The organism is Candidatus Defluviilinea gracilis (assembly GCA_016716235.1).
In the GTDB taxonomy this organism is placed as follows: domain Bacteria; phylum Chloroflexota; class Anaerolineae; order Anaerolineales; family Villigracilaceae; genus Defluviilinea; species Defluviilinea gracilis.
The window spans coordinates 259,061-283,586 of the sequence record JADJWS010000007.1 but is presented as its reverse complement, the minus strand read 5'-3'; the positions used below and the strand labels follow the sequence as shown (position 1 = coordinate 283,586).

Sequence of the window (24,526 nt, the reverse complement as noted above, 5' to 3'; positions counted from 1 at the left end):
ATGGATACACGACGCTACCCCACGCTTTTTTCACGGCTTGCCCTTGCGCTCACCCTCCTGGCGGCGCTCTCAACCGCAGTGGTCACGTATTTCCTCTACGTCAATTACAAGACGGAGCAACGGGAAAACCTGCGCAAACGTCTCGAAGACATTGCCACACTGGCCGGTTTTCAACAGAACGGGGATATTTTTGAACAGGTTGCCAGCCAGGGCGATGAGTTCTTTCAACAAATTCATGCGGCAAACTTGAGGATCAAGCAATCAGATCCCGATCTGGAGTTCGTTTATACCATGAGGAAATCCGGAGACACCATCTCTTTTGTTGTCGACGCGGGCGCGCCCGGCGAACCGGATATTTCGGCATATGGCGATATTTACCTGGAACCGAGCGAAACTCTCATGGCTAGTTTTGACAGCATGTCCGGCACTGTCGTTGAGCAGGAAATTTACACGGACGAATTCGGGTCATTCTTATCCGCCTATACGCCAATCTACGCCTCCGACAAAAGAGTGGTCGGCGTGCTCGGCGTGGATATATCCGCAACGACGATCGTTCAGAACGAAGTGATATTTCGCAATAAATTAATAGTCATCAACATCATCGCCTACATCGCTATTATTTTTACAGGATTCCTGATCGCAAACTACCTCGCCAAACCGATCATCGAGTTAAAGGACGCCGCCAACCGCGTCAGCAAGGGCGATTTCTCCAACAAAATTTACAACATTCCTCACACCCGCGAGTTGGCTGAACTTGCAACGAATTTCAACACGATGACCGAGAACTTAAACAGGTCGATCACCGATCTTGAACGCCTGGTAGCGGAGCGGACCGAGGCGATCGCCCGCAGGACCGACCAACTACGCGCCGCCTCCTATATCGCGCGACAAGCCGCAGAATTGCAGGACCTGCCGCGCTTGTTGAACACCTTTGTTCAACTGGTCTCCGATCAATTCGGTTACTATCATACGGGTATTTACTTAGTTAACAACTCTGGGGATGAACTCACACTTCGCTCCGCCTCTTCCGAAGGCGGGAAGCGCATGATGAAGCAGGAACACACTGTCAAAGCCAGCATGCAAAGCGTTGTAAATTACGTGACTCAAACAAAAAAACCAAAGATCCTCGCCGATATCGGCGAGGAGGCAACTGTTTTCAATAATCCCGATCTGCCTTTAACGCGCTCAGAGATCGCAGCGCCTCTCCTCATCCGAGGTCGCCTGTTGGGTGTTTTAGATATTCAGTCCGACAAGCCGTCCGCATTTTCAACGCAGGACATGGATGTCTTCGAGACACTTGCCGATCAACTGGCAGTCGCCATAGACAATGCGCGCCTGTTGGAAGAATCACAGGCGTCGTTGACGCAATTGGAGGCGATCACAGCGTCACGAACACACGACGCATGGGATCAAAAATTAAAGGGAAAGCCTAAGGTCGTCACCTATACTCCGCTTGGCATGCGCGCTGAAAAACCCGCCGATGCAGACGCAAGAGAAGGCGTTCAAATTCCGGTCACTTTGCGGGGACAAAAGATCGGCAGGATCACGCTTGCCAAAAAAGACACCGCGCCATTGAATCAACAGGATCGTGAAATGATCGACGAGGTCGCCACGCAAGCCGGGCTGGCGATCGAAAACATTCGCCTGCTGGAAGATGCCACTGCGCGAGCGAAACAGGAGCAACTTGTTGGCGGTCTTGCCTTCCGGTTTAGCCAGGCGCTCGACGTCGATTCTCTTCTTCAAACCGCCACCCGCGAACTCGGACAAATCCCCGGAGTAGAAGAAGCCGCCGTTGTGCTGGTGCAACAACCTGAACAGGATGCGCAACAGCGTCCAGCGGCGACCAGGCGTCCCGCGCGAAAGAACGTGTCATGATCCTCGCGCGCAAACTACTCGCCCCGACGTTAATCCTGCTGGTGATCTTGCTCGCCGGTCTATTCGGGTATTTTTACACGAGTCTCCATAACGCGTCGCACGCATCTGAAGAGGCAAGTATGGAGTCGTTTAGCGACTCGTTCAAAGCCGATCTTGCCAATCAGGAACGATTAGCTCTCTCCCTGGCTTTGCAGTCTGCGAACTCCGTCGACGTGCGGGAAGCCATGGCAAAGCGCGACGCGCAAATGCTGGCAAGTATTTCCGACGCGGCGTATACAGAACTAGCCGCTCGGTCTCACATCGTTACATACCAATTTCATCTACCAGACGGCGCGCTGTTGTATTCCGCAAGCAGTGATGCGAACGTGTCTCCATTCATCGCCAGCCCGGCTGTGATGGCGGTCAATTCAGACCACCAGCCTGTATCAGGTTTGGCGATCAGCGGAAATACTCTCGGTATCGTGGGGGTCGCGCCGGTGTTTCATCGAGGTAATTACATAGGCTGTATTGAAATTGCAGTCGGGCTGGACGCGTCTTTGCTATCGCAGATGAAAGAAAAGTATGGCGGTGACTGGAGAATTTTATTGGTCCAAGGGCTGGCTTCGAGCACAGTCAATGCGCCGTTAGTGGAAGACTCGAGTTTTGTGGTTTTTGCCTCCACGCAGGGAAACGAAATTACCTCAACCTCTGAAAACTACCTGCGCGTACAAGAAGGCGAAACCACGATCATTCACCCCACGGTGGATGGAAATTCATACGCGGTTTTGTCATCGCCTTTGTATGATTTCTCAGGCAACTTGCTGGGCGCGCTCGATATCGTATACAACCATACGCACCTAACCAATCAGCAGAATAGCCGCATCGCCATAGCCGGGTTGGTCACTCTGGGCGTTCTTCTCATCGGCGCGTTTATTTTGGTCGCCTCGACCCGCCGAACGCTCTCCCCCATTCAGGCGTTGACGCGCGTCGCCGCGGAAATCACCGAAGGACATTCCGCTTCATTTGTGAACGTGGAGTCGGAAGGCGACGAGATTGGAGTGCTCATCCGCGCATTCAATCGGATGACGACGCAATTACGCGGATCTATTTCCAACCTTGAGCAACGGATCGCCGAACGGACCCTCGAACTGGAACAACAAGCCACGCGGTTACGCGCCGCCACCGAGATTTCTCAATTTTCCGCCGCAGAGCGCGACTTAAATAAAACCCTCGAACGGGCTGGGCATCTGCTCATGAGCCGGCTTGAGTGTTCGTTTGTAGGGATCTATTTATTGGAAAAAGACGGCGCGCATGCCATTCTTGCGTCATCGCCGACCAAAGCCGGTAAAAGTCGCATTCAACAAAAGTTTAGGCTGCCCGTCAACTATGAAACCGTGGTGGGCTTTGTGGCAAAGACCGGCGAAGCGCGGATTGCCCCAGACGTGCGTTTTAGCGCCACCCAGTTCTCAGATACCTTCCTGCCCGAATCTCGCTCCGAAATTATTCTGGCGCTGAAATCTGAAAACAAAACCATCGGCGTTCTCGATATCCATAGTGAAAAAGAAGACGCGTTCCGCCAGGCAGACCTGTCTATTATGCAGATCATTGCCGATCAACTCTCGTCTGCCATCGAGCGCTCCAGGCTGTCGCAGGAATCCAGTCGGTATCTATCAGACTTGGAACAAGCCTACGGCAGAAATACCCGCGAGGGATGGAGGAAGTTCATCGCCGCCCGCCAACTTCAAAATCGCGGGTACCGGTTCGATAACATCCGCATCGAGCCGTTTGAAGAAATTTCCGGGGTCGGGCGCAAAGCGATCGAACAAGGGATTACCGTTTCCGCTCCCGGCGCCTCTACGAACCAGGAGATCGCGATACCGATCAAATTCCGCGGACAAACCATCGGCATAGTTCAGGCAAAGCTCAGGGAAGGAAGTGGCGAAACGATTGTCACAACGCTCGAGCAAGCCATTGACCGCCTGGCATCTTCCCTCGAAAGCGCCCGTTTATACGAGGAGGCTCAGATCAGGGCAAATCGCGAGCAGGCGATATCCCAGATCGCAAGCCTGATCGGCTCATCGAGCGACTACGAGTCGATCTTACGGACCACCGCGCGCGAGATCGGCAACGTCTTAACCGACACCGACGTGATCATTCAACTCGCAAGCACGACCGGGGATGACGGAACAGCCTAGCGCCCGTCTCCCACCGAACAATTATTTATGGACAACCCTTCCAAACACCGTTCTCGATCAAACACACTGCGATACGTCATCGTAGGCGCTGGGCTTGGCTTCCTGCTCCCGGTCATTGCCACGGGTATTCGCCTTGCCAACCTCGATCTGCCCTTTTCGTTCGATTCCATTCGGTCCCTGCATTCCACAGAGCCGCTCTTATGGATCATCGATAGCGCGCCGGTGATTTTAGGCGTCTTTGCCGCGATTGTCGGCCTCCGCCACGATCGCTTGATCGCTCTTAATCAAGAGGTAAGCCAAAAAAACATGGAACTCGAACGTTCGCACTCCGCCCTCGAGCAACAAGCGCATGAGCGCGCGTTGGCGCTTGAAAAACAATCGGCAAAATTCCAATTTGTCGCCAATGCAACTCGGCGGATCACATTAGCGCAGGATGTCGACTCCCTGCTCAATGAAGTCATCGGGTTGATCGGCGAGCAGTTTGCCAACTATCGCTCCGCGATCTACCTGCTCGACAGCGAACTCAATTCGGATACCCTCACCCTGGCAATGACAGACAGTCCCCAACCAAACGAACGAATTCTTGTGGACACGAATAGCCTCGTTGGAACCACCGCTCTGCTGGGCGAAACGCGCGTCATCTCGGACGTTACAACGGATAACGCGCGCCTCGAAGAGATCGGCCGCCCGGCCACCGGCTCGGAGATCGCCATCCCGTTGCAAGTCCGGGAAAAAATCATTGGCGTTCTACATATTCAGAGTCTTCATAAATATGCCTTTGGCGAGGAGGAAGTCGAACTCCTCACCGCGCTTGCGAACCAGATCGCCGCCGGAATCAATAACACCAAACTATACAACGAAGCGAAGACCTCACTCGCCGAATCGCAGGCAATGATCGAGCAATATGTTCATCTGGAATGGAAAAACTTCAACCAGGCAATCGAGCAAACCGGCTTCCTATTCGACGGAAGGCAGGTTACGCCGCTGAACGGACAGATGAGGTTTGCTCGCGAAAAGCCGATCATTCAAACCGGCGGTCTCTCGTTGGACAAGAAATCTGCTAACGTGACCGTTCCCATCAAACTTCGCGGGCTGACGATTGGATTACTGGAAGTGCGACCGAAAAAAGGCAAACGGGAATGGACGGAAGACGAGTTGTCACTGCTCGAAGCCGCGGCTGACCGCGCCGCCTTCGCCCTTGAAAACGCGCGCCTTGTGAACGGCGCGCAACGCCGCGCATCGCGCGAGCGGGCAATCGGCGAGATCGCCACCAGGATCGGAGCCGTCAGCGACCGCAACACAATCCTCCAGACTGCCGTGGAGGAACTTGGCAGAAGGATCGGCAACGCCGAGGTCACCATTGAACTGGAAAGCAACCCGGAAGCGGCTGACGGGTAAAGGGCGCAGGTATGCGGCAAACTGTTATCAATTACTTAACCCCCATCCAATATCCCGGCGACGATGACCGATCGCGCCAGGCGTTTTATATTCATATCATCGCGCTTGTTTTCATGAGCGCGATCGCCATCATCGAAATTTCGTTAAAAGTCATCTCTCCGCGTTTTGAGATCAACTCCTTCGACTGGGCATTGATCGGCATAAGTTTATTGATCCTTGGAATTTGGATCCTGTCGCGCTACGGCTATACAAGAACGGCGGGCGTACTGCTGATCTCCCTGCTCTGGGCTACGGCAAATGGCTCTGCGGCTTTCGGGGTTGGAATCCGCGACGACTCATTTCTAGGAAACTTTATCGTCCTTCTTGCGGCGGGCTTGATCATAGGTTGGCGGGGCGCATTGGCGTTCTCTGCCCTCACTATTGTTGCCGGGTTTGGTCTTGCCTATGCGGAAGTAAATCAATTCTTCCAACCGGCCGAATACTTTACAAGCCCCTATACAAAGCTGATAACCGTTGGGGTGATCATCGTCATTTTCGCCGGCTTGATGGCGTTTATTCTTTCAAGCCTTGAAGGCGCCATTACCCGCGCGCAAGCCAGCGCAAGAAACCTTGAATCTGTGAACCGCGATCTCAGGCTGGCGCGCGCGCGCCTGGAGGAAAACCAGGCAGAATTGCTCGTGGCAAACGAACAACTCAAGCGGCGCGCGGAACGCATCGGCGGGATCGCCGCCATTGCAAAAACCATTACGGTCGTTCAAGAAATCGAACGCCTGCTCCCGGTTGTTGTGGAAGCGGTGAGCGACAGGTTCAAGTTTGAACATGTTGGCGTGTACCTGCTCGAAGACTCGGGACAATCGGCGGCGCTGAGCGCGTCCAGCAGTGACGAGGGGAGACAAAGCCAACTGGAAGGAACCAGGGTGAAGGTCGGGTCTGAATCGCTCATCGGGTTTGTCACCGATCGAGGCGAGCCGCGAGTCGGGCATCCTGCCGAAAAAAATCCCCATGGGTTTGAACATCCGGAAGCCAGATCGTTGCTCGCATTACCGTTGAAGACACGCGAACTTGTGATTGGCGCTCTCGATATCCAATCTGCCCAGGAAGCCGCGTTCACCCAGGAAGATGTTGCCACGTTGCAGATTTTGGCGGATCAAATCGCCATTGCCATTCAGAATGCGCGCTCGTCAGAACGCGCGCGTGGCGCGCTACAACAAGCGGAGATCGCTTCACGGCAGTTGATCGGCAAAGGCTGGAAGGAAATCGCCGGGTCGGCGGAGACAAAAGGCTATCGCTACGATGGCATTAAGTTGGAAGCGCTTCAAGAAAATACAAAGCCCGCGCAAGCGGAGAATGGCGTCACGGTTCCGGTCCGTTTGCGCGGCCAGGTCATTGGCAGGTTAAGGATCAACCCGGCCGACCAGACGCGCCAGATTACCGATGACGAGAATGCCATGGCAGAAGCGACGGCGGAACGGGTTGCGCTTGCCTTGGAAAGTTCCCGGTTGCTTGAAGAAGCGCAAAGCCGCGCCCAGCGTGAAGCGTTCCTGGGCGAGCTGTCGTCCAAATTAAGCGCTTCGTATCAATTGGATTCGATCGTCCGGGATACGGTGGAAGAACTTGGGAAATCACTACGAACAACCACTGTGACCTTCCAACTGGTGAATCCATCCTCTCACCCGGGAGTCAACGCAGCCAGCGATGAAACGATTCCGGAGAACGGCTCGAAGCCGAAGTAGAAAATGAGCGCAGGTATGGAAACGACACCGAACAAGATATTCGCCCGGGCTTGGGCATTCCTCACCAAACCACATCCGTCGATCAGCGAGATCGGGGAACAACGACGCGCGCAATTGCTCGCCTCCCTCACATTGATCCTGCTATTTGGACTGACCCTCGGACTTTTATCCAGCCCAACAACACCGCAAACCTTTTTAGGCTTTCTCGCTATTGCTCTTGCCGCCCACCTGCTTAGCCGCACGCCATATCACCGCGTCGGAATCTACTTCTTCACATTTGCTTTCACGGCAGTCGCCTACCTTACGATCTACTTCAAGACGGCGAGCAGTATCGATTCCGCGATCAATATTATTTTGCCGTTTGCTTTGATCCTCGCCAGCGCGCTCCTCTCGCAATGGGAATTTATCATTCTGGCTGTCTGCGCTCTTGCCGCCACCCTGTCTTTACCTGGCTATGCCGACCCACAATATTTAGCCGACCCCAAGCTGAGCATCGTCAGATCAGCCGGGGTCACATTTTCGATGGCGGCAGTACTGTTTGGAATTTCGGCGTTTCGCGCCAGTATTGAACGGGAACGCTTAAAACAGGTCGGCGACACCAACCGCGAACTTGAAAAACTTACCAACGACCTGGAACAACGCGTGAACGACCGAACCATGGAACTGAATCAAGCCAACAGGTTAACCTCTCGCCGAGCCTCTCAACTCGAGACCATCGCGGAGTTATCACAAGCCATTTCTCAAGTGCAGGACCCGAATAAAATCTTCTCCACCGCATCGCAACTTATCAGCGAACGGTTCGGCTTTTATCATGTGGGCATATTTTTGGTGGATCGGGACCGCGAATTTGCCATTTTACAAGCCGCGAACAGCGCCGGCGGACAGAAGATGCTTGCCCGAAGACACCGCCTGATGCTCGGAACCGGCGTGGTTGGTTTCGCCGCCCAAACTGGAAAACCCCGCATCGCGCTGGACGTGGGAGCGGATGCCGTTTTCTTCAACAATCCCGACCTCCCAGACACTCGCTCTGAAATTGCTCTTCCGATGGTCGTTTCCAAGCTGACCATTGGCGTGTTAGACGTGCAAAGCATCGAAGCCGGCGCCTTCAGCGAAGAAGATTTCCGGGCATTGGGCACTCTCGCCAACCAACTCGCGATTGCGATCGAAAACGCCCGCTTGCTGACCGAAGCGCGCGCCTCCGCCACGCAGGTGCAGGAAGTATTCAACAATTTTATCCGCACCGAATGGTCTCGCGCCGCGCAAAAAGCCGAACAAGCGGGTTTCCGCTACAACGCGGGGCGCATCGAGTTGCTCGAATCGCCCCTGGAAAATTCCGATATCGCTTCGGCGGTCGATTCCGGCGCCTTGATTTCACGAGTTGCCAACGGGGCTGAATCGACACATGCCACAGCCACAGTCCCCGTCAAACTACGCGGCGAAATCATCGGCGTGCTCCATGTTGAGGCCGGCGATCCCAGCCGAACTTGGAAAGACGATGAACTCAGCTTGATGGAAGCCGTAGCCGAGCGCGCCGCATTTGCCATGGAAAACGCGCGCCTCTTCCAGGATGCGCGTCGAAGGGCGGCAAAAGAACGCATGATCGCCGAAGCCACCTCCAGCATCAGCGGCTCGCTCAATGTCGAAAACATCCTGCAAGCAACCGCGGTGGAATTGGAACGCGTGCTCAGCGGCTCGGAAATTTTGATCAAGTTCAGCGACAGGAACACGTCATGAATCCGGAATTAACCGTCCGCATCATTGCTTTTACGGCGATCGCCATCGTCACGCTTTTTCTGGTTGGCATAACTCGAAGGTTCAGGTACTTAAGCGTCAGAGGCAAGATCACGCTGGGCATCTTGATCACATGCTTTTTAGCGCTGGGGCTTGGAGCGTATACGGCTGTTACGAACAGAACGAGGATAAGCAACACCTTGTCGTCCAGGCTTGAGACCAGCGTCAGCCTGCTAGCCGAGGAGCAATTAGTGAACGAACTCGCCTTTCAAACGAACAACATCAACCACTCGTTTGAAGATCTTGCCAACGAGACTTCCAAACTTGCAGAGTACTGGAGCAATCTTGAAAGACAAAAAGGCGACCTTGGGCTTGGGCAATACTGGGATGCGAGCGGCAGTCTTTTCCAACTCCCGGAGGGTCACTACGGCAACCCTGCCGGCGACCCTTCTTCCGTATACATACCGGCAAAATACCAATTATCCGAAGACATTTTCGTCAGCCTCAATGTTTCCGCCTATCTTGATTTTTACGCTCCTGAGGTGATCAAAGCCAACCCGTCCATGCTCGCGATTTACGGAATTGACGAACGCGGCATTACGCGCTACTACCCCAATATCGAACTGGCAACTCTTCTACCTCCGGATTTTGACGCGACCAGGCGTCCTTATTATGAAATCTCATCGCCGCTTTTCAACCCGGAACGAAAGGCGCGATGGTCCATCCCGTATGTAGACGCGACAGGAGGCGGGCTGGTAGTTACGGTTTCCGCGCCTGTGTATTTCGACGAAACCTTCAGCGGGGTTGTCGCCGCAGACGTGAAACTTGCCACGATCACGGAGCAAATTGGAGCCGCGCGCATTGGGCAAACCGGGTTTGCTTTCATGTTGGACGACGCGGGCCGTATTATCTCCATGCCACAGAGCGGCTATGATCTATTCGGGATCAAGCCCGATGAAATCGCGCCAGAGGAATATTTCAAATTTTCGGTCCTGGGTCGAGGACCGTTAGAAATCAGGGAGTTTACAAACCGCATGGTATCGGGCGGGAGCGGGTTATCGAAAATCCCCGTCAACGATATCGATATGTATCTGGCATATGCGCCCATTGAGATTAACGGGTACAGTATCGGGATCATCGTCCCTGCGGAAGAATTCGAAGGGGCAATCGTTACAGCGAGGAACGAAACAGCCCGCCAAACTCGCGCCGCCGCGCTGGAAACCTACATTACGCTCGTCATTATTATTGCCACAGCCTTGGTGATCAGCCTGGCGATCGGCAGGGTCATTACCGCGCCAATCCACACGCTCACCAACACGGCAAACCAAATCATCGACGGCGATTTGAACGCCCAAGCCGACGCATCCGCAAATGATGAGATCGGGACATTAAGTAAAGCCTTTAACTCAATGACGAGCCGCCTCCGCGAAACGCTCGCAGATCTCGAACACCGCGTGGCAGACCGCACGTCGGAATTGACCGATGCGAATAAACGGAATGAGGTCCGCGCGAGGCAATTCGAATCGATTGCCCGCGTCGCGCGCACCATCGGCTCCACGCAAGAATTGGAAGGAATGCTGCCAAAAATCGCAGAAACAATCAGCCGCCAATTTGGGTTTTATCATGTCGGTATCTTCCTGCTTGACTCTCAGAAAAACTACGCCATTCTTAGCGCCTCCAATAGCGCAGGCGGCAAAAAAATGCTCGCCAACCAGCACAGACTCAAGGTGGGCGAGACCGGTATTGTTGGCAATGTCGCCAGCACAGGAAAGCCTCGTGTTGCTCTCGATACAGGGCAAGACGCTGTGTATTTTAATAACCCATTTCTACCGGACACCCACAGTGAAATCGCCCTCCCCCTGCTGGCGGGTAGCGAAGTTATCGGCGCGTTGGATGTGCAAAGCAAGGATAAAAACGCGTTCAGCGACGAAGATGTGGACGCCTTGTCGATCCTTGCGGACCAGGTCAGTGTCGCGATTCAGAACGCGCGCCAGCATGAGGAAACGCGGAAAGCGCTCGCCGAATCTGAGGCGCTCTCGCGTCAACTCGCCGGCTCGCAATGGCAGGAATTCACCCAGCGCCGAAAGATTGTTGGCATCCGCCATTCGGGCGCGCGCGCAACACTTTTATACGACCACAAAGGGAAGGAAGAGTCCGCGCGCGAGTCGAGCGAATCTGAGGCGCAACCCAAGAAACGGACCGGTTTGATCTCCTTGCCGATCACCATGCGCGGCGAACCGATCGGCACCGTAGAGGTGCGCGCCCCAAGCAACCAGCGCTGGGACAAGGACGAATTGGACATCGTCTCCGCGATCATTGAACGCACCGCGCTGGCATTGGAAAACGCGCGCTTTTTTGAGGACAGCCAGAAACGCGCCGCCAAAGAACGCGCCATCGGCGAAATTGCCGCCAAGATCAGCGCGCAAAACAACGTGGAAGAATTATTTAGAACAGCCGCCGTGGAATTGCGCCAAGCCATTCCGGGAGCGGAAGTGTCCATCCAGATCGACGAGGATGGTAAATCGGATTAATTCCGAAGCCGACCATGGATTCATGACAGAATGAAAAGAATCGCCGCCGCAATCACCCGCTGGTTTTTGAGCCTCACGTATCCGCGTAAATTCAACGTGATCACCGTGATCTTTCTGCTTCCGATCATTGCGTTCATTCCCCTGATCCGGAACCAAACGGAACGTATCGATCGCTACGGGACCCACGAATTATTCGGAACGCTCTACCTCCGCTCGCTGTGGAATCTCACAGATGCCATACAGCATCATCAGGCTGTCAGTTTGAGTTACCTGAACGGCGATGCAGATTTCTCCGAAGTCCGGGCGGCGCAGGGGTTGGTTGACGCCGAATTCGAAAACTATAAATTCGTCCAAAGCCAGGAAATTCTCTCTGCCGAATTCCGCGCTGAAGAGGAATCGATCGCATCACTTTGGACGGCATTGAAAGGTTCCATTCGGGACAGCGCCCCAGAGGAAGCCCTTAATGCGCACAGCAAAATCCTCGATGAGATCAGCCTGCTGGTATCGCGCGTAGGCGATTATTCATACCTCATCCTCGACCCAGACCTGGATACCTACTACACCATGGACGCGGTGCTGTTGAATCTGCCGCAAAATCAGGCTTTGCTGACCGAGTCGCGCGCAATCATCAACTCGTATAGCGGCGAAGGAACGCTCACGAGCGACGATGAGATTCGCCTGCGAATCCTTGCCGAAACACTGGCGACCAGGCTCTCAAGCATGGACAGGAATATAACCGTTGCCGTTCAGAATACGACAACGCCAGCAATCACCTCCCTCGGCTCCGCGTTCGTCGAGTATCGCACAGCCAATGCCGCCGTGATCGACACCCTCAACAGGCTTAGTTCCAACCCCCAACTCTCAGACAATGCCGTTAGGGAGTCCAACGAAATATTCGATACGGCTCGAAGCGCAAGCCTATCCTTCTACAATGCCAGTTCAGAAGGTTTACAAAAGGGAGTCGCGGCCCGTATCAACTCGCTCGTCCTCCAATTTTATGTCATTGCCCTCGTGGCGCTTGTCAGCGTTGCGAGCGCGTTCCTACTCGGGCAAAATATCATGAACTCCATTAGTAAACCGCTCTTCCAACTGGCGGAAACTTCCCAGAAGATCGCCGTGGGAGACCTAACTGCTCGCGTGCCCGTGGAATCATCCGATGAGGTCGGCAAAGTTGCAAGCGCGTTCAATCAAATGGCGGACGAGTTGGAAGCGGAGAAAGCCGCCATTATTTCCCGTTCGCGCGAATTGGAAGCCGCAAACCAGACAAGCACTCAAAGGGCGCAGGATTTGCAATCGATTGGCGAAATTTCAAAAGTAATCACAAGCGAGCACAAACTCGATACCCTTCTGCCGTTGATCACAAATCTGGTGAGTGAAAAATTCAAGTTTTATCACGTCGGCATCTTCCTGCTCGACGACCGCAATGAAAACGTCGTCCTGGAAGCGACAAACAGCGAAGGCGGGAAAAAGATGCTGAGCCGCGCCCACCGCTTACAAGTGGGATCGGGAATCGTTGGATACGTTGCCGCCACAAGCCTGCCACGCATCGCCCTAGACGTTGGATCTGATTCGGTTTTCTTCAACAACCCCGACCTGCCCCAGACGCGCTCAGAAATGGCTGTTCCGCTTCGGGTCTCGGAGGTCACAATCGGCGCGCTGGATGTGCAAAGTACCGAACCTAACGCGTTCAACGATGACGATATCTCCACCCTTGCCACACTTGCCGACCAGGTAGCCATTGCGATCCAAAACTCGCGGAATTTCGAAACCGCTCAACGGCTGATCGAACACGCGCAACAGACCTCCGGGCTTGTCATGAAAGAATCCTGGCAAGCGATCAAATCACAAAGCCAATTGTTGTCCTACCGCGCGTCATCGCCCGGCATTTCCCGCAAGGATGCGCAAGTGGCTCCCGAGGTTCTGGAAAAAATCAAAGCAGATCGAAAGCCGGTGGTGCTGGAAGGCAACAATTTCCAACTCGCCGTTCCTATTCAACTATCCAACAATGTGGTTGGGGTTTTGAACATCCGCTTACCTGAAAACCACACCCCAGACCAGGATGAGATCGATATCGCTCGCGCGGTAGGCGACCGCCTCTCCCTGGCGCTTGAATCCACAACCTTGCTTGAAGCGGCGCAACGACGCGCAGAATACGAACGCATGACTTCAGACATTTCAACCAAGATCGGCGCGTCCACACGCTTTGAATCAATCTTGCGCACCGCCGCAGAGGAACTCAGCCAGGCGCTCGGCGGATCGGATGTGCTTGTGCAGATCCAACCGTCAGCCGCGGGAACAACTTCTGAACGCGGCGACCACGGCGGCGCTCGTTCGCCCAACGCGGAGGACCGGAGAAGCCATGAACAATAGAGCCGCAACACCACGGTCCGCGCGCAGTTTGACCACGATCCTGGCGCTTAGCTTCTTGGGCTTAAGCGCCCTGGTCCTATTCCTATCCACCGCCACACAACTCGCGCTCACCGTACAGACCCAGCAAAGAGAATTGGAGGAAAGGCAGTTGCTCCTCGCAGAGAATGCGGGTTCGAGCGTGAGCGATTTTATCGAGAAAAAGTTCAGCGCGATGACAGCCGCCATCAGCCTTTCAGAACCCCTGGAGGCATCTCCATCAGAACAAGCCTCCTTCCTGGACAGACTCCTCAACCTGGAGCCGGCCTTCAGGCAACTTGCCCTGATCGACCAGCAAGGACAGCAACTCGAATCCACATCGCGCGTGTCCATCACACTCTCCCCTGCGTTTGAAGAACAAATCACACAAGGGTTGGCAACTCTCTCTCAAGGCTCAGACCGATACTTAAGCGAAGTCTATGTGGACGAAGATACCATTGAGCCGCTGATCGCGCTGGCAATGCCGATTAGAACCACATCCGGAAGCAATGCGGGATTTCTGGTCGCCGAGGTCAACTTGAAATTCATCTGGGATCTTGTCGGCTCATTACGAGTAGGCGACACAGGCTACGCCTATGTTGTGGATAGCCACGGAGATTTGATCGCCTACAGAGACACCAGCACGGTCTTGCAAGGTCTCAACGTCAGCAATGTTGGGAACTTGGGCGAGTTCGTAAAAGACCCCTCAGCAACTTCAAGCCAAACCGTTGGCGTTCAACAATACGTTGGGCTGAGTGGTCAAACTGTTGTTGGCACATTTGTCCCACTCCAGCCGCTTCAATGGGCTGTTGTGATCGAGCTACCCTGGCGCGAGGCATATCAGAATGTTTTTGCCCTCGGAATACGCACTCTAGCCTTATTTCTGGTCATCGCCGTCCTGGCTGGCTTGTTCGGGTATTACAGCGCGCGACGCGCCTCTGCCCCGCTCGTCGATCTATCTCATGTGGCTACCGAAATCGCAGGCGGCAATCTCCATGCGCAAGCCAAAAGCACCGGCGCCATAGAACTCGACCATCTTGCCGCATCCTTCAACGACATGACCGCCCAACTGCGCGACTCGATCGCAAACCTCGAGCAACGCGTGACAGACCGCACCACCGCGCTTGAAGCATCGCGCCTTGAAAGTGAACAACGGGCAAAAGACCTGCTTGCGATCAGCGAAGTATCCCGCATCATCAACGTCGAGAAAAATCCCGACATTCTCCTCCCCCTGATCACCCGCCTGGTCAGCGAAAAATTCAACTTTTATCACGTCGGCATCTTCCTGCTCGACGATACAAAGCGATCAGCCATCCTCCAAGCCACAAACAGCGAAGGCGGTCAGCGCATGCTACTGCGCGGACACGCATTGGCGATTGGGCAGGGCATTGTAGGAACCGTTGCCCTGGAAGGGAAACCCCGCATCGCCCTCGACGTGGGAGATGAATCGGTTTTCTTCAACAACCCCGACCTCCCATCCACCCGTTCCGAGATGGCTCTGCCAATGAAGATCCGCGAACAGGTGATCGGCGTGTTGGATGTGCAAAGCCAGCGGCGGGGTGAATTCACAGAGGACGACCTCAATATCCTCGGCATTCTCGCCAGCCAGGTCTCGGTTGCCATTGAAAATGCCAGGCTGTTTGCAAAAACAGAACAAGCCCTGTCTGAAGTCCAAAGCCTTTATAACCAATACCTCCAAAAGGAGTGGAAGAATTTGCGCACGCGCGCCGGAGATGTTGGGTACCGACAATCACCCACCGGCGGCGCGCCCCTCAAGACCCCGCTGGACTTCCCCGAACTCCAAACGCCAGAAGGGGCCGGCAGGCTCCACGTCCGGCAGGCAAATAGCCCGGAGGAAGAATCGTCCGTCCTCGCGCCGATCAACTTACGCGGGCAAGTCATCGGCGCAATGAGCATCAAATCTCCCGCCAAAGATCGCGCCTGGTCTCAAGACGAGATCAACCTCATCCAGGCGGTCACCGACCGTTTGGCAGTGGCGCTCGAAAATGCCCGCCTGTTCGAGGAAACAACCCGACGCGCAGAGCGGGAACGGTTAGTCTCTGAAATCACCGGCAAAATTCGCAGTGTGAACGACCCGCAAACCATGATCCAAATGGCGGCGGACGAACTGCGCAGTATCCTTGGAGCAAACCGCGTACAGGTGATCTCCGAATCGTCGAATGAAAATGAACAATAAGACCCCGAGGTAATCACATGGCACATATCATGGCAATTTCAAATGAAAAAGGCGGCGTCGCCAAAACCACAACCACGCTCTCTCTCGGCGCGGCGCTCGCTGAATTAAATCACCGGGTTCTATTGATCGACTTGGACCCGCAGGCAAACCTAAGCCTGGCGCTTGGGCTGGAGACTGGCGAAGCGGAGACCACATCGGCAAACGTGTTGATCGAAAATGCGCCGTTGAGCGTCGCCATCAGAAAAACAGACATCCCTCATCTAGACCTGGTGTCATCCAATTCGCGCATCGAAAGCGCGGAGCAATACCTGCCCATGAGGAGCAATTACCTCACCACCCTGCGCTCTGCCGTTCAACTCGTTGAACCTTCATACGATTACATCCTGCTCGATTGCCCACCCGCCCTAGGGGCGATCACCCTCAACGCCCTTTCCGCCTCCAACCTGCTTATCATACCCACCCAGGCTGAATATTTTTCCGCGTACGCCCTCCGCAACATGATGGGTTCCATCCGCCGCATCAGGCAGGAGACCAACCCAAATCTTGCATACCGCATCCTCGTCACCCTGCTAGACCGCCGCAACCGCACGCATCGCAACATCTTCGAGCAACTGCAAACCACCTTCGGGCAGGGCGTCTTCACCAGCGTGATCGAGATCGACACCAAACTCAGGGAAAGCCCCATAGCAGGGATGCCCATCACCCAATACCGCCCCACCAGTCGAGGCTCGCAACAATATCGGATCCTTGCACAGGAGTTAATCGAGTATGTCAAAGAAGAAGCCAGTCGACAAACGGCTTAAGAAGCTATTCACCGGGCTGGAACCGGAGAAGACGACTTCTAATTCGCAGGAAGTATCGCGCAGGTCCTCTGCCTCAAAGAAGGACTCGCCGCCGCCTCCCTCCCTTACGCCTGAGTCGCCCACCCCGGCCTTAGCCGCGCCTGTACGGTCAACAGCCGCGCCAATCCGCGCGCAAACCAGCGAGCAAGATATTTCCCTCGCGTTCGACACGGGTCACAGCACATGGGCGACCCTGCAGGTATATAACGAAGCCGAAAAACCGGCCTGGGATCCGGAAGAGGAGCTCCTCGTCCGCCAGGTGGCGGACCAGCTTTCGTTGGCATTGCAAAACGCGCAACTATTTCAGGAAACACAGACGCGCGCCGAGGAATTAACGGTTCTCAACGAAGTAGGGAAGGCTCTCACCGGCGCGTTGAGCATCGAACAGATCACAGAAGTCACCTACGGCGGCATTTCGCGCCTGTTCGACACAAGGAACTTCTACATTGCTTTTTACGAGCAAGAAACTAACGAGATCGTCTTTCCTCACAACGTGAGCGAATCGGTGGTGGATCGTTCGATCACGCGCATACCATTAAGTCGCGGCTTCACGGGACACATGATTCGCACAAAGGAAAGCATTTTAGTCGGCAACGGAACCGACGCCTGGTTACAAGAACATGGGGAGACGCTGATGGGAGAGCCAGCCATGTCGTATCTGGGCGTGCCGCTCCTCACCGGCGACCATGTGTTAGGCGCCATCGCCATTCAGGATTATCACACCCCCAACAAATACAACGAACACGACCTCCGCTTATTAACGTCGTTTGCCAGCCAGACAGCGATCGCTATTCAAAACGCAAAACTCTTCGAGGAGACCCGCCGTCGCGTGGAAGATACCGCCCGCCTCAACCGGCTGGTTACCGAGCTATCAGAATCGCTGGATTTGAACAAAAACCTTCAAACCATCGCAAACGAGATCGCGGATATCACTTCCGCCCTGCATGTAGGCATTGCGCTGATCGACAAGGAGGCGAACCAACTTGTCGTCATGGCAGACGCGCCAGCAGAGGATGGCAAAGGCGGGATCGGGATACGATTACCCATTCAGGGAAACCCAACCGCGGAACAGGTGATTTCAACCCGAAAACCATTGTTCATCAACGATACGTTGAACAACCCTCTTACGGCTCACATCCGCGATGTGATGGCTGAGCGCGGCACGCAAAGCCTGTTCGTCTGGCCCGTAATCGTCGGAAAAGACTTGATCGGCACATTAGGCATCGATTTCTCCGATCCTCAACACCGTATTTCCGATCACGATTACAACCTGATCGAAGCCATCCTTACCCAAGTCCAGACCACCGTACAAAACTCGACACTTTTCGGAAACACACAAAGAAACGCGGAAGAGTTGCGCGTTCTTTTCTCAGCCATGCAGGATGTGGTGCTCGTGATCGACAGGGATACCCGCTATACTCGTATCGCGCCTACCAACCCTTCGCGCCTGTTTCGCCCCCCCGAACAGTTACTGGGCCAGCGCATGGACGAAATCCTTCCCGAGGAAACTCACAAACCCTTCAGGCAGGCGATCCACCAGGCGCTGGACACAAATAGCGTCGTTCAGATCGAATATCAATTGCCCGCCGAGGGTCAAAACTATTGGTTCCTCGCGAACATTTCCAAACTGAACGAGAATGAAGTGTTCTGGGTGGCGCGCGATATTACCGAGCGCAAAAAATCCGAGGAAGCCCTGCAACGCAGGACCACCTATCTTGCAATGTCTTCCGAGATCGGAAGAATTGTCACATCCACGCTTGACCTGGACACGATCTTTAGGAAGTCTGTGGAACGTATTAGCGAAGGTTTCGATTTTTATTTCACCGGCATTTACAGCGTGGAAGAAACCGGGTTCAACGCCACCCTGAAAGGCGCCACAGGGAGCGCGGGCGAGAAATTATTGGCGGCTCATCATTCTATTGTGATTGGACCCCAATCCATTATCGGCGCCGTGGCAGAGACCGGCAAATACAAATTGGTGGAAGATGTGGCGGCAGAGTCGCTCTTTCAAGCCAGCCCTCACTTGCCGGAGACCCGCTCCGAACTGGCGATCCCACTTCGGATCGGTCAGCGCACAGTTGGCGTCATCGATATTCAATCGAAGCAGACCCACGCGTTTACCGAAGACGATATCTCCGTGCTTCAATCGTTAGGCGATCAAGTTGCCGTGGCGATCGATAATGCCCGCTCTTACGAACTCTCTCAGCAACTCATTAAAGACCTGCGCGAAGTGGACAAATTGAAGAGTCAATTCCTCGCCAATATGAGCCACGAGTTGCGCACGCCGCTAAACTCCATCATCGGATTCTCGCGCGTGATCCTAAAAGGGATCGACGGTCCCATCACAGATATGCAACAACAAGACCTCTCTGCCATCTACAACTCGGGACAACACCTGCTAGGTCTGATCAACGACGTGCTCGACCTTGCCCGCATCGAAGCAGGCAAGATGGAATTGAACTTCGAAGAAGTGAACCTGGCAGACATGGTCACAAGCGTGCTTTCCACGGCAAAGGGTCTCGTCAAAGAAAAACCGATTCAACTTGTGCAGAAAGTTGCGTCTGGCATGCCCACCGTGCGCGGCGACGCGATGCGCATCCGCCAGGTGCTCATCAACTTGCTGTCGAATGCCTCCAAATTTACCGACGAAGGCTCGATCACTGTGGAAGCCGTTACTCAACGAAGCCCGGCTGGAAATATGGAAGCGCTCATCAAAGTCATCGACACCGGCCCCGGTATTTCAATCGAGGATCAGGAGAAACTCTTCAAAGCGTTTTCACAAGTAGACGGATCGGCAACGCGGAAAACAGGCGGCTCCGGGCTGGGGCTGTCGATTTGCGCCAATCTTGTGCAACTGCACGGCGGGCGCATCGGCGTTCAAAGCGACGCGAACGCAGGCTCGGCATTTTGGTTCACCGTTCCGTTATTCCACCAGCCGCTCAACACAATACCGTTCGACCGGAAAATCATCCTTGCCATCGATGATGACCCGCAGGTGATCGGCTTATACGAACGCTATCTAACTCCGCAGGGTTATCACGTGGTCGCATTGACCGACCCCGCGCTCGCCAAACAACGCATACTCGACATCAAACCATTTGCCGTGACGCTCGATATCATGATGCCCGAAATGGACGGCTGGGCGATTCTGACCGACTTGAAGTCTGATCCTGCCACCCGCGATTTTCCCATCATCGTCTGCTCGATCCTCGAACAGGCAAACAAGGGATTCAGCCTCGGCGCCGCCGATTACCTGATCAAGCCGATCCTTGAGGAAGACCTTGTTCACGCGCTCACCCGTTTGGACAAGGATGGCACGATCAAGGAAATCCTCGTGATCGACGATGACCCGAACGACTTGCGCCTGATGGAAAAAATCCTTACCGAGCAGGGTCATTACAAGGTGACCCTGGCTGAAGGCGGGCGGAAAGGTTGGGAAGCGATCGTGACAAAAGCCCCAGAAGCCATCATCCTCGATATCTTTATGCCGGAAATCGACGGGTTCACAATTCTAGAGAAGCTGACAGAAAATCCATCGCTCCGTAATATCCCCGTGCTCGTGGTTAGCGGGGGCGGCTTGACCAACGAACAACTCAACCAATTAAAGGATTTCGGAAAGCGCCTGCTCACCAAGGCTTCCTTCAAAGAAGGCGAATTGATCACCACCATCGAACAGGCGTTGAGTCGAGCGGTTTCATAAGCGAGATTTCCGAGTACAATAGCCTGCCACTATTAAGGGAAAATGCTCGATGGCGTTCAAGCCTTCCGCAAAACGCCTCTGGCGCGGAAGAATATCCCTGAGTCACACCTACATCAACCGTCAATAGGATAATCAATTTCCATGTCATTTGTCATCCGGTGCCTGGATTGCGGTCACGCCGCGCCCTTTACACCTAACTCCATGCAATGCCCAAACTGCAACAGCCAGTGGCGCGAAGCGGAATACAACCTGAACGAGGTCAATAAAACCTTCCCTTCCGAATTGGCGAATCGCGCCTTCGACTTGTGGCGCTACCGCGAACTTCTACCCATCCATCATCCCAATCCAACCCTGCGCCTCGGCGAGGGCGGCACGCCTCTCATCCAAGCCGCAAACCTGGGCAATATGCTTGGTCTACCCAACCTGTATATCAAAGATGAACGGCAAGGACCAACCTCCTCTTTCAAGGATAGGCAAGCGGCGGTCACCATCGCCACACTGAAGGAAGCCGGCATCACAGAAATGGTCGCCGCATCCACGGGCAATGTGGCTATCGCATACTCCGCGTATGCCGCGCGGGCTGGGATCAAGCTATGGGCGTTTGTCACCAGCCTCGTTCCCGGAGTCAAGATGCGAGAGATCGCCTTATATGGAAGCCAGGTGGTAAAAATCACCGGCTCCTATGACCAGGCGAAAAAAATTGCGGCAGAATTTGCCCTGCAACGCGGGCTATATCAGGATATGGGCGCCCGCACGATCACTGCCGTCGAAGCCATGAAAACCATCGCGTTCGAGATCGCTGAACAATTCACGCAACTGAACGGCGGATCAAAAGACGCAAAATGGAAAACGCCCGATTGGTACATTCAGGCAGTGAGCGGCGGCATGGGTCCGCTGGGAGTCTATAAAGGTTTTCTCGAACTCAAAAAACTTGGGCTGATCGATCGGATTCCAGCCATCGTACCCATCCAAGCCGATGGTTGCGCGCCCATGGTAGATGGCTGGCGAAAAGGACTCGCAAAGGCTGAGCCGGTGCTCTCGCCCAGTACGCGCATTGAAACCCTTGCCACGGGAGACCCCGGCAGAACCTACACCATGTTGCGCGAGCGCGTTATCGAAACCCGCGGCATCTTCGAAAGCGTTTCTGACGAAGATGCGTTCCGCGCCATGCATGTGCTTGCAAAGCTCGAAGGCATTTCTGCCGAACCCGCCGCAGGAGTGGCATTTGCCGGGTTGTTCAAACTTGTGCGGTCTGGCGTGATTAAGCCATCCGATTCTGTCGTTGTCAATTGCACCGGGCATACGCTCCCGGCGGAGCAATTTCTATTTGGCGATAACTGGACGCGCGACGTCAACCTGTCTGAGCAATTCGCGCAGGCGGAAACTCCGCAGGAAGGCTTGCTCGCCGCTTTGAATAATGTGACGCCCAGCCGCTTCCCGCGTGTGGCAGTGGTAGACGATAGCGGCGAGGCGCGCCGTTTAATACGCCGCATCTTACAATCGCAAGGCGATTTTGAAATCTTTGAGGCAGTGGATGGGCGCGATGCCATCAATCTAATCAACAAAGAACATCCGGACATTGTTATTCTGGACTTGATGATGCCAGAAATGGACGGATTCGCGGTATTGGATGTGTTACGCGGCAATCCAAAAACCGCGAATATCCCTGTTATTGTTGCCACAGCCAAGGAGTTGACCGTTAACGAAAAAAGCAGACTGCAAGGGCAAATTCAATCCCTCATGCAAAAGGGCGATTTCTTGAACGACGAATTCCTGCAGGAAGTTCGGGCATTGATCGGCTAGAACGCCTTTCCACTCTGCGGTGCGGGATGGAAGGCATTCAGCACGGGCGAGAACCTCATGCACAAAGGACGAATTACAGGCATTAACTCGGCGCTGTTTTCCGCATTTTTTTTGGGGCTCGCGCCGGTGTTCGGCAAAGCCGCCATGGGGGCAGATAAATTTTCGCCGCTCGGCGTGGTGGCGTTGCGCACCAGTTTGGCGGCGTTGTTATTAATTATCATCCTTGCCATCATCAGGCGAAAATTTCTTTACATCTATCCTGCCGCGTTGTATATCACAACGCTCGCCGGGGTAATCAATGGGATTGGTTCGATTTTTTATTACATTGGGTTGAGCAGACTGCCAGCCAGCGTTGCCCAAATGCTATATTCGTTATATCCCTTTTTTGTGGCGTTCTGGCTTCAGTTGGATCGTCAAGCCCCGTCCAAACTGACATTCATGCGCATTGGAGTAGCCGGCATCTCCACCTATTTCCTCACCCAGGGAATTGCCGGTCGTATCGACATTATCGGCGTTATATTCATGCTGGTCGCGGCGGCGATGTATGCCCTCCATCTCCCCATCAACCAACGGGTGCTCTACGATGTTCCCGCGCCGACAGTGACCGTGTATACGCTCATCGCAATGAGCGCTGTGGTAGTTCCCGCCTACGTCATTTTCGACCACACCCTGCCGCAAGATACCGCGCCTTGGATTCCCGTACTGCTATTGACCGGGGTGACCTTTGCGTCCCGCCTGTTCCTTTTTCTGGGAGTGAAGCACATTGGCGGAATGCAAACAGCTTTGCTTGGGTTAGCCGAATTGATCGTAGCAGTTTCGTTCAGCCACTTGTTGTTGGGCGAAAGCCTCACCAACACGCAATGGCTGGGCGTATGCGGGTTGGGCGTCAGCCTCCTGTTGGTGTGGTTCGAGAAGCCGAGTCCGCGTCCGCCCCATCCACACGGGCTGTTAGGGTGGTTACAGCCTCCCGATTTTCCATCGGATTACTACAAACACTGACCTCAGTTGTGTCCGACGATTAGGGTAATCGGCCTGTGGGTTTTTTTGCCCGCTATTCCTCGCGAATTCGCGCTAATCATTCTCGGAAAAATTCACGCAGTTTGACTGAGATTAGCGGAATCGCGAACAAAACGCCAAGTTTTAAGCATCGTGAATTTCTAATGCGTTTGCCCTGTTCCGACGACCGGATGGCGCAAGGTTACCGTTTATACTTTGACATTGATCACCTTACTCGGGACGGCGCGTAACACCAGTACATCAGCGAAAATCAGCGCGCTGCGCGGTCTGCGTCCCCAAAACCATTGTGCAAGGTAATCAGACTTTGACATATGAATTTCAAACCCAACTTACCGATCGGGATATTTGATTCCGGCATTGGAGGGCTGTCGATCCTGCGAGCCATTCGCGGATTTATGCCCGGCGAGCCAGTCGTATATTTTGGCGACCAGATTCATATCCCCTACGGTCCGCGCCCGATGGAACAAATCGGACGATTTTCAGAAGCGATTACAAATTTTCTGATCCAACAACAGGCAAAAATCATTGTTGTAGCATGCAATACCGCGTCTGCCGCGGCGCTGAAGGACTTGCGCGTAAAATTTCCCGAGATTCAATTCGTAGGCATGGAACCCGCGGTCAAACCTGCCGCAGAGCGCACGCAGACCGGCAGAGTTGGGGTGCTTGCCACACCGGCAACGTTTCAGGGCGCGTTGTATACATCGGTGGTGGAGAGGTTCGGCAATGGCGTGGATTTGTTTCAGCACACGTGCCCGGGGCTGGTTCAACAGATCGAGCAGGGGAATCTCGACGGAAAAGAAACGCGACAGATCCTGGAGGACGCCCTGCTTCCGATGCTTGAGAAAAACATCGACACGGTGGTGCTGGGTTGCACGCATTACCCCTTTGTCATTCCGCTGATCGAGCAAATTGTGGGGGAAAAGGTCCGGGTGATCGACCCGGCGCCCGCTGTGGCGAAACAGACGAAACGTCTGCTCGAGGCGGGCGGGCTTGTGAATCCAGCCTCCGCAGGCGGAAGCGTCGAGTTGTTCACGTCTGGCAATGTCAAAACGCTACAGTCCTTGTTGCCTGTATTGTTGGGCGCGGAGGCGGTTGTCCATCACGCCGAATGGGTCGATGAAGAACGCATCCGATAGGCGC

At 54.4% G+C, this 24,526-nt stretch carries 13 protein-coding genes; all 13 read left to right on the top strand.

The annotated features are described in order from the left end of the window. The 13 genes from IPM31_19280 (at position 1) to murI (ending at position 24,522) form a co-directional block, all read left to right on the top strand. Positions 1 to 1,875, top strand: a complete 1,875-nt coding sequence (locus IPM31_19280; protein ID MBK9009115.1) for a GAF domain-containing protein — start codon at positions 1 to 3, stop codon at positions 1,873 to 1,875. Further along, a complete protein-coding gene (locus tag IPM31_19275; GenBank protein ID MBK9009114.1) occupies positions 1,872 to 4,049 on the top strand; it encodes a GAF domain-containing protein in 2,178 nt (725 codons plus the stop codon). Before IPM31_19280 ends, IPM31_19275 begins: the two co-directional genes overlap by 4 nt. A 27-nt stretch (positions 4,050 to 4,076) precedes the next feature. Next, positions 4,077 to 5,447, top strand: coding sequence for a GAF domain-containing protein (locus IPM31_19270; GenBank protein ID MBK9009113.1), 1,371 nt, complete (start codon positions 4,077 to 4,079; stop codon positions 5,445 to 5,447). A gap of 11 nt (positions 5,448 to 5,458) precedes the next feature. Beyond that, positions 5,459 to 7,180 carry a GAF domain-containing protein gene (locus IPM31_19265; protein ID MBK9009112.1) on the top strand — a complete coding sequence of 574 codons (1,722 nt, stop codon included), beginning with the start codon at positions 5,459 to 5,461 and terminating at the stop codon, positions 7,178 to 7,180. A 15-nt stretch (positions 7,181 to 7,195) separates the two neighbouring features. Beyond that, positions 7,196 to 8,914 carry a GAF domain-containing protein gene (locus tag IPM31_19260; protein MBK9009111.1) on the top strand — a complete coding sequence of 573 codons (1,719 nt, stop codon included), beginning with the start codon at positions 7,196 to 7,198 and terminating at the stop codon, positions 8,912 to 8,914. Beyond that, positions 8,911 to 11,442 carry a GAF domain-containing protein gene (locus tag IPM31_19255; protein MBK9009110.1) on the top strand — a complete coding sequence of 844 codons (2,532 nt, stop codon included), beginning with the start codon at positions 8,911 to 8,913 and terminating at the stop codon, positions 11,440 to 11,442. The genes IPM31_19260 and IPM31_19255 overlap by 4 nt, the downstream gene beginning before the upstream one ends. 30 nt (positions 11,443 to 11,472) lie before the next feature. Further along, positions 11,473 to 13,812, top strand: coding sequence for a GAF domain-containing protein (locus tag IPM31_19250; protein ID MBK9009109.1), 2,340 nt, complete (start codon positions 11,473 to 11,475; stop codon positions 13,810 to 13,812). Next, positions 13,802 to 16,024, top strand: a complete 2,223-nt coding sequence (locus tag IPM31_19245; protein ID MBK9009108.1) for a GAF domain-containing protein — start codon at positions 13,802 to 13,804, stop codon at positions 16,022 to 16,024. The genes IPM31_19250 and IPM31_19245 overlap by 11 nt, the downstream gene beginning before the upstream one ends. Positions 16,025 to 16,041: 17 nt before the next feature. Continuing rightward, complete coding sequence (locus IPM31_19240; GenBank protein MBK9009107.1) at positions 16,042 to 16,827, top strand: ParA family protein; 786 nt, start codon at positions 16,042 to 16,044, stop codon at positions 16,825 to 16,827. Continuing rightward, positions 16,793 to 20,566 carry a GAF domain-containing protein gene (locus IPM31_19235; GenBank protein MBK9009106.1) on the top strand — a complete coding sequence of 1,258 codons (3,774 nt, stop codon included), beginning with the start codon at positions 16,793 to 16,795 and terminating at the stop codon, positions 20,564 to 20,566. Before IPM31_19240 ends, IPM31_19235 begins: the two co-directional genes overlap by 35 nt. A 141-nt stretch (positions 20,567 to 20,707) precedes the next feature. Next, positions 20,708 to 22,369: a pyridoxal-phosphate dependent enzyme gene (locus tag IPM31_19230; protein ID MBK9009105.1), complete on the top strand. Its 1,662-nt coding sequence runs from the start codon at positions 20,708 to 20,710 to the stop codon at positions 22,367 to 22,369. Between the two features lie 57 nt (positions 22,370 to 22,426). Then, positions 22,427 to 23,368 (top strand): DMT family transporter, encoded by a 942-nt coding sequence (locus IPM31_19225; protein ID MBK9009104.1) that lies wholly within the window; start codon positions 22,427 to 22,429, stop codon positions 23,366 to 23,368. A 329-nt stretch (positions 23,369 to 23,697) separates the two neighbouring features. Next, positions 23,698 to 24,522, top strand: coding sequence for a glutamate racemase (gene murI, locus IPM31_19220; GenBank protein ID MBK9009103.1), 825 nt, complete (start codon positions 23,698 to 23,700; stop codon positions 24,520 to 24,522). Positions 24,523 to 24,526 lie beyond the last annotated feature (4 nt).

Bases quoted from the DNA above. Each gene is read 5' to 3' on its own strand.
- IPM31_19280 (MBK9009115.1), top strand. From the start codon at position 1: ATGGATACACGACGCTACCCCACGCTTTTTTCACGGCTTGCCCTTGCG.
- IPM31_19275 (MBK9009114.1), top strand. From the start codon at position 1,872: ATGATCCTCGCGCGCAAACTACTCGCCCCGACGTTAATCCTGCTGGTG.
- IPM31_19270 (MBK9009113.1), top strand. From the start codon at position 4,077: ATGGACAACCCTTCCAAACACCGTTCTCGATCAAACACACTGCGATAC.
- IPM31_19265 (MBK9009112.1), top strand. From the start codon at position 5,459: ATGCGGCAAACTGTTATCAATTACTTAACCCCCATCCAATATCCCGGC.
- IPM31_19260 (MBK9009111.1), top strand. From the start codon at position 7,196: ATGGAAACGACACCGAACAAGATATTCGCCCGGGCTTGGGCATTCCTC.
- IPM31_19255 (MBK9009110.1), top strand. From the start codon at position 8,911: ATGAATCCGGAATTAACCGTCCGCATCATTGCTTTTACGGCGATCGCC.
- IPM31_19250 (MBK9009109.1), top strand. From the start codon at position 11,473: ATGAAAAGAATCGCCGCCGCAATCACCCGCTGGTTTTTGAGCCTCACG.
- IPM31_19245 (MBK9009108.1), top strand. From the start codon at position 13,802: ATGAACAATAGAGCCGCAACACCACGGTCCGCGCGCAGTTTGACCACG.
- IPM31_19240 (MBK9009107.1), top strand. From the start codon at position 16,042: ATGGCACATATCATGGCAATTTCAAATGAAAAAGGCGGCGTCGCCAAA.
- IPM31_19235 (MBK9009106.1), top strand. From the start codon at position 16,793: ATGTCAAAGAAGAAGCCAGTCGACAAACGGCTTAAGAAGCTATTCACC.
- IPM31_19230 (MBK9009105.1), top strand. From the start codon at position 20,708: ATGTCATTTGTCATCCGGTGCCTGGATTGCGGTCACGCCGCGCCCTTT.
- IPM31_19225 (MBK9009104.1), top strand. From the start codon at position 22,427: ATGCACAAAGGACGAATTACAGGCATTAACTCGGCGCTGTTTTCCGCA.
- murI (MBK9009103.1), top strand. From the start codon at position 23,698: ATGAATTTCAAACCCAACTTACCGATCGGGATATTTGATTCCGGCATT.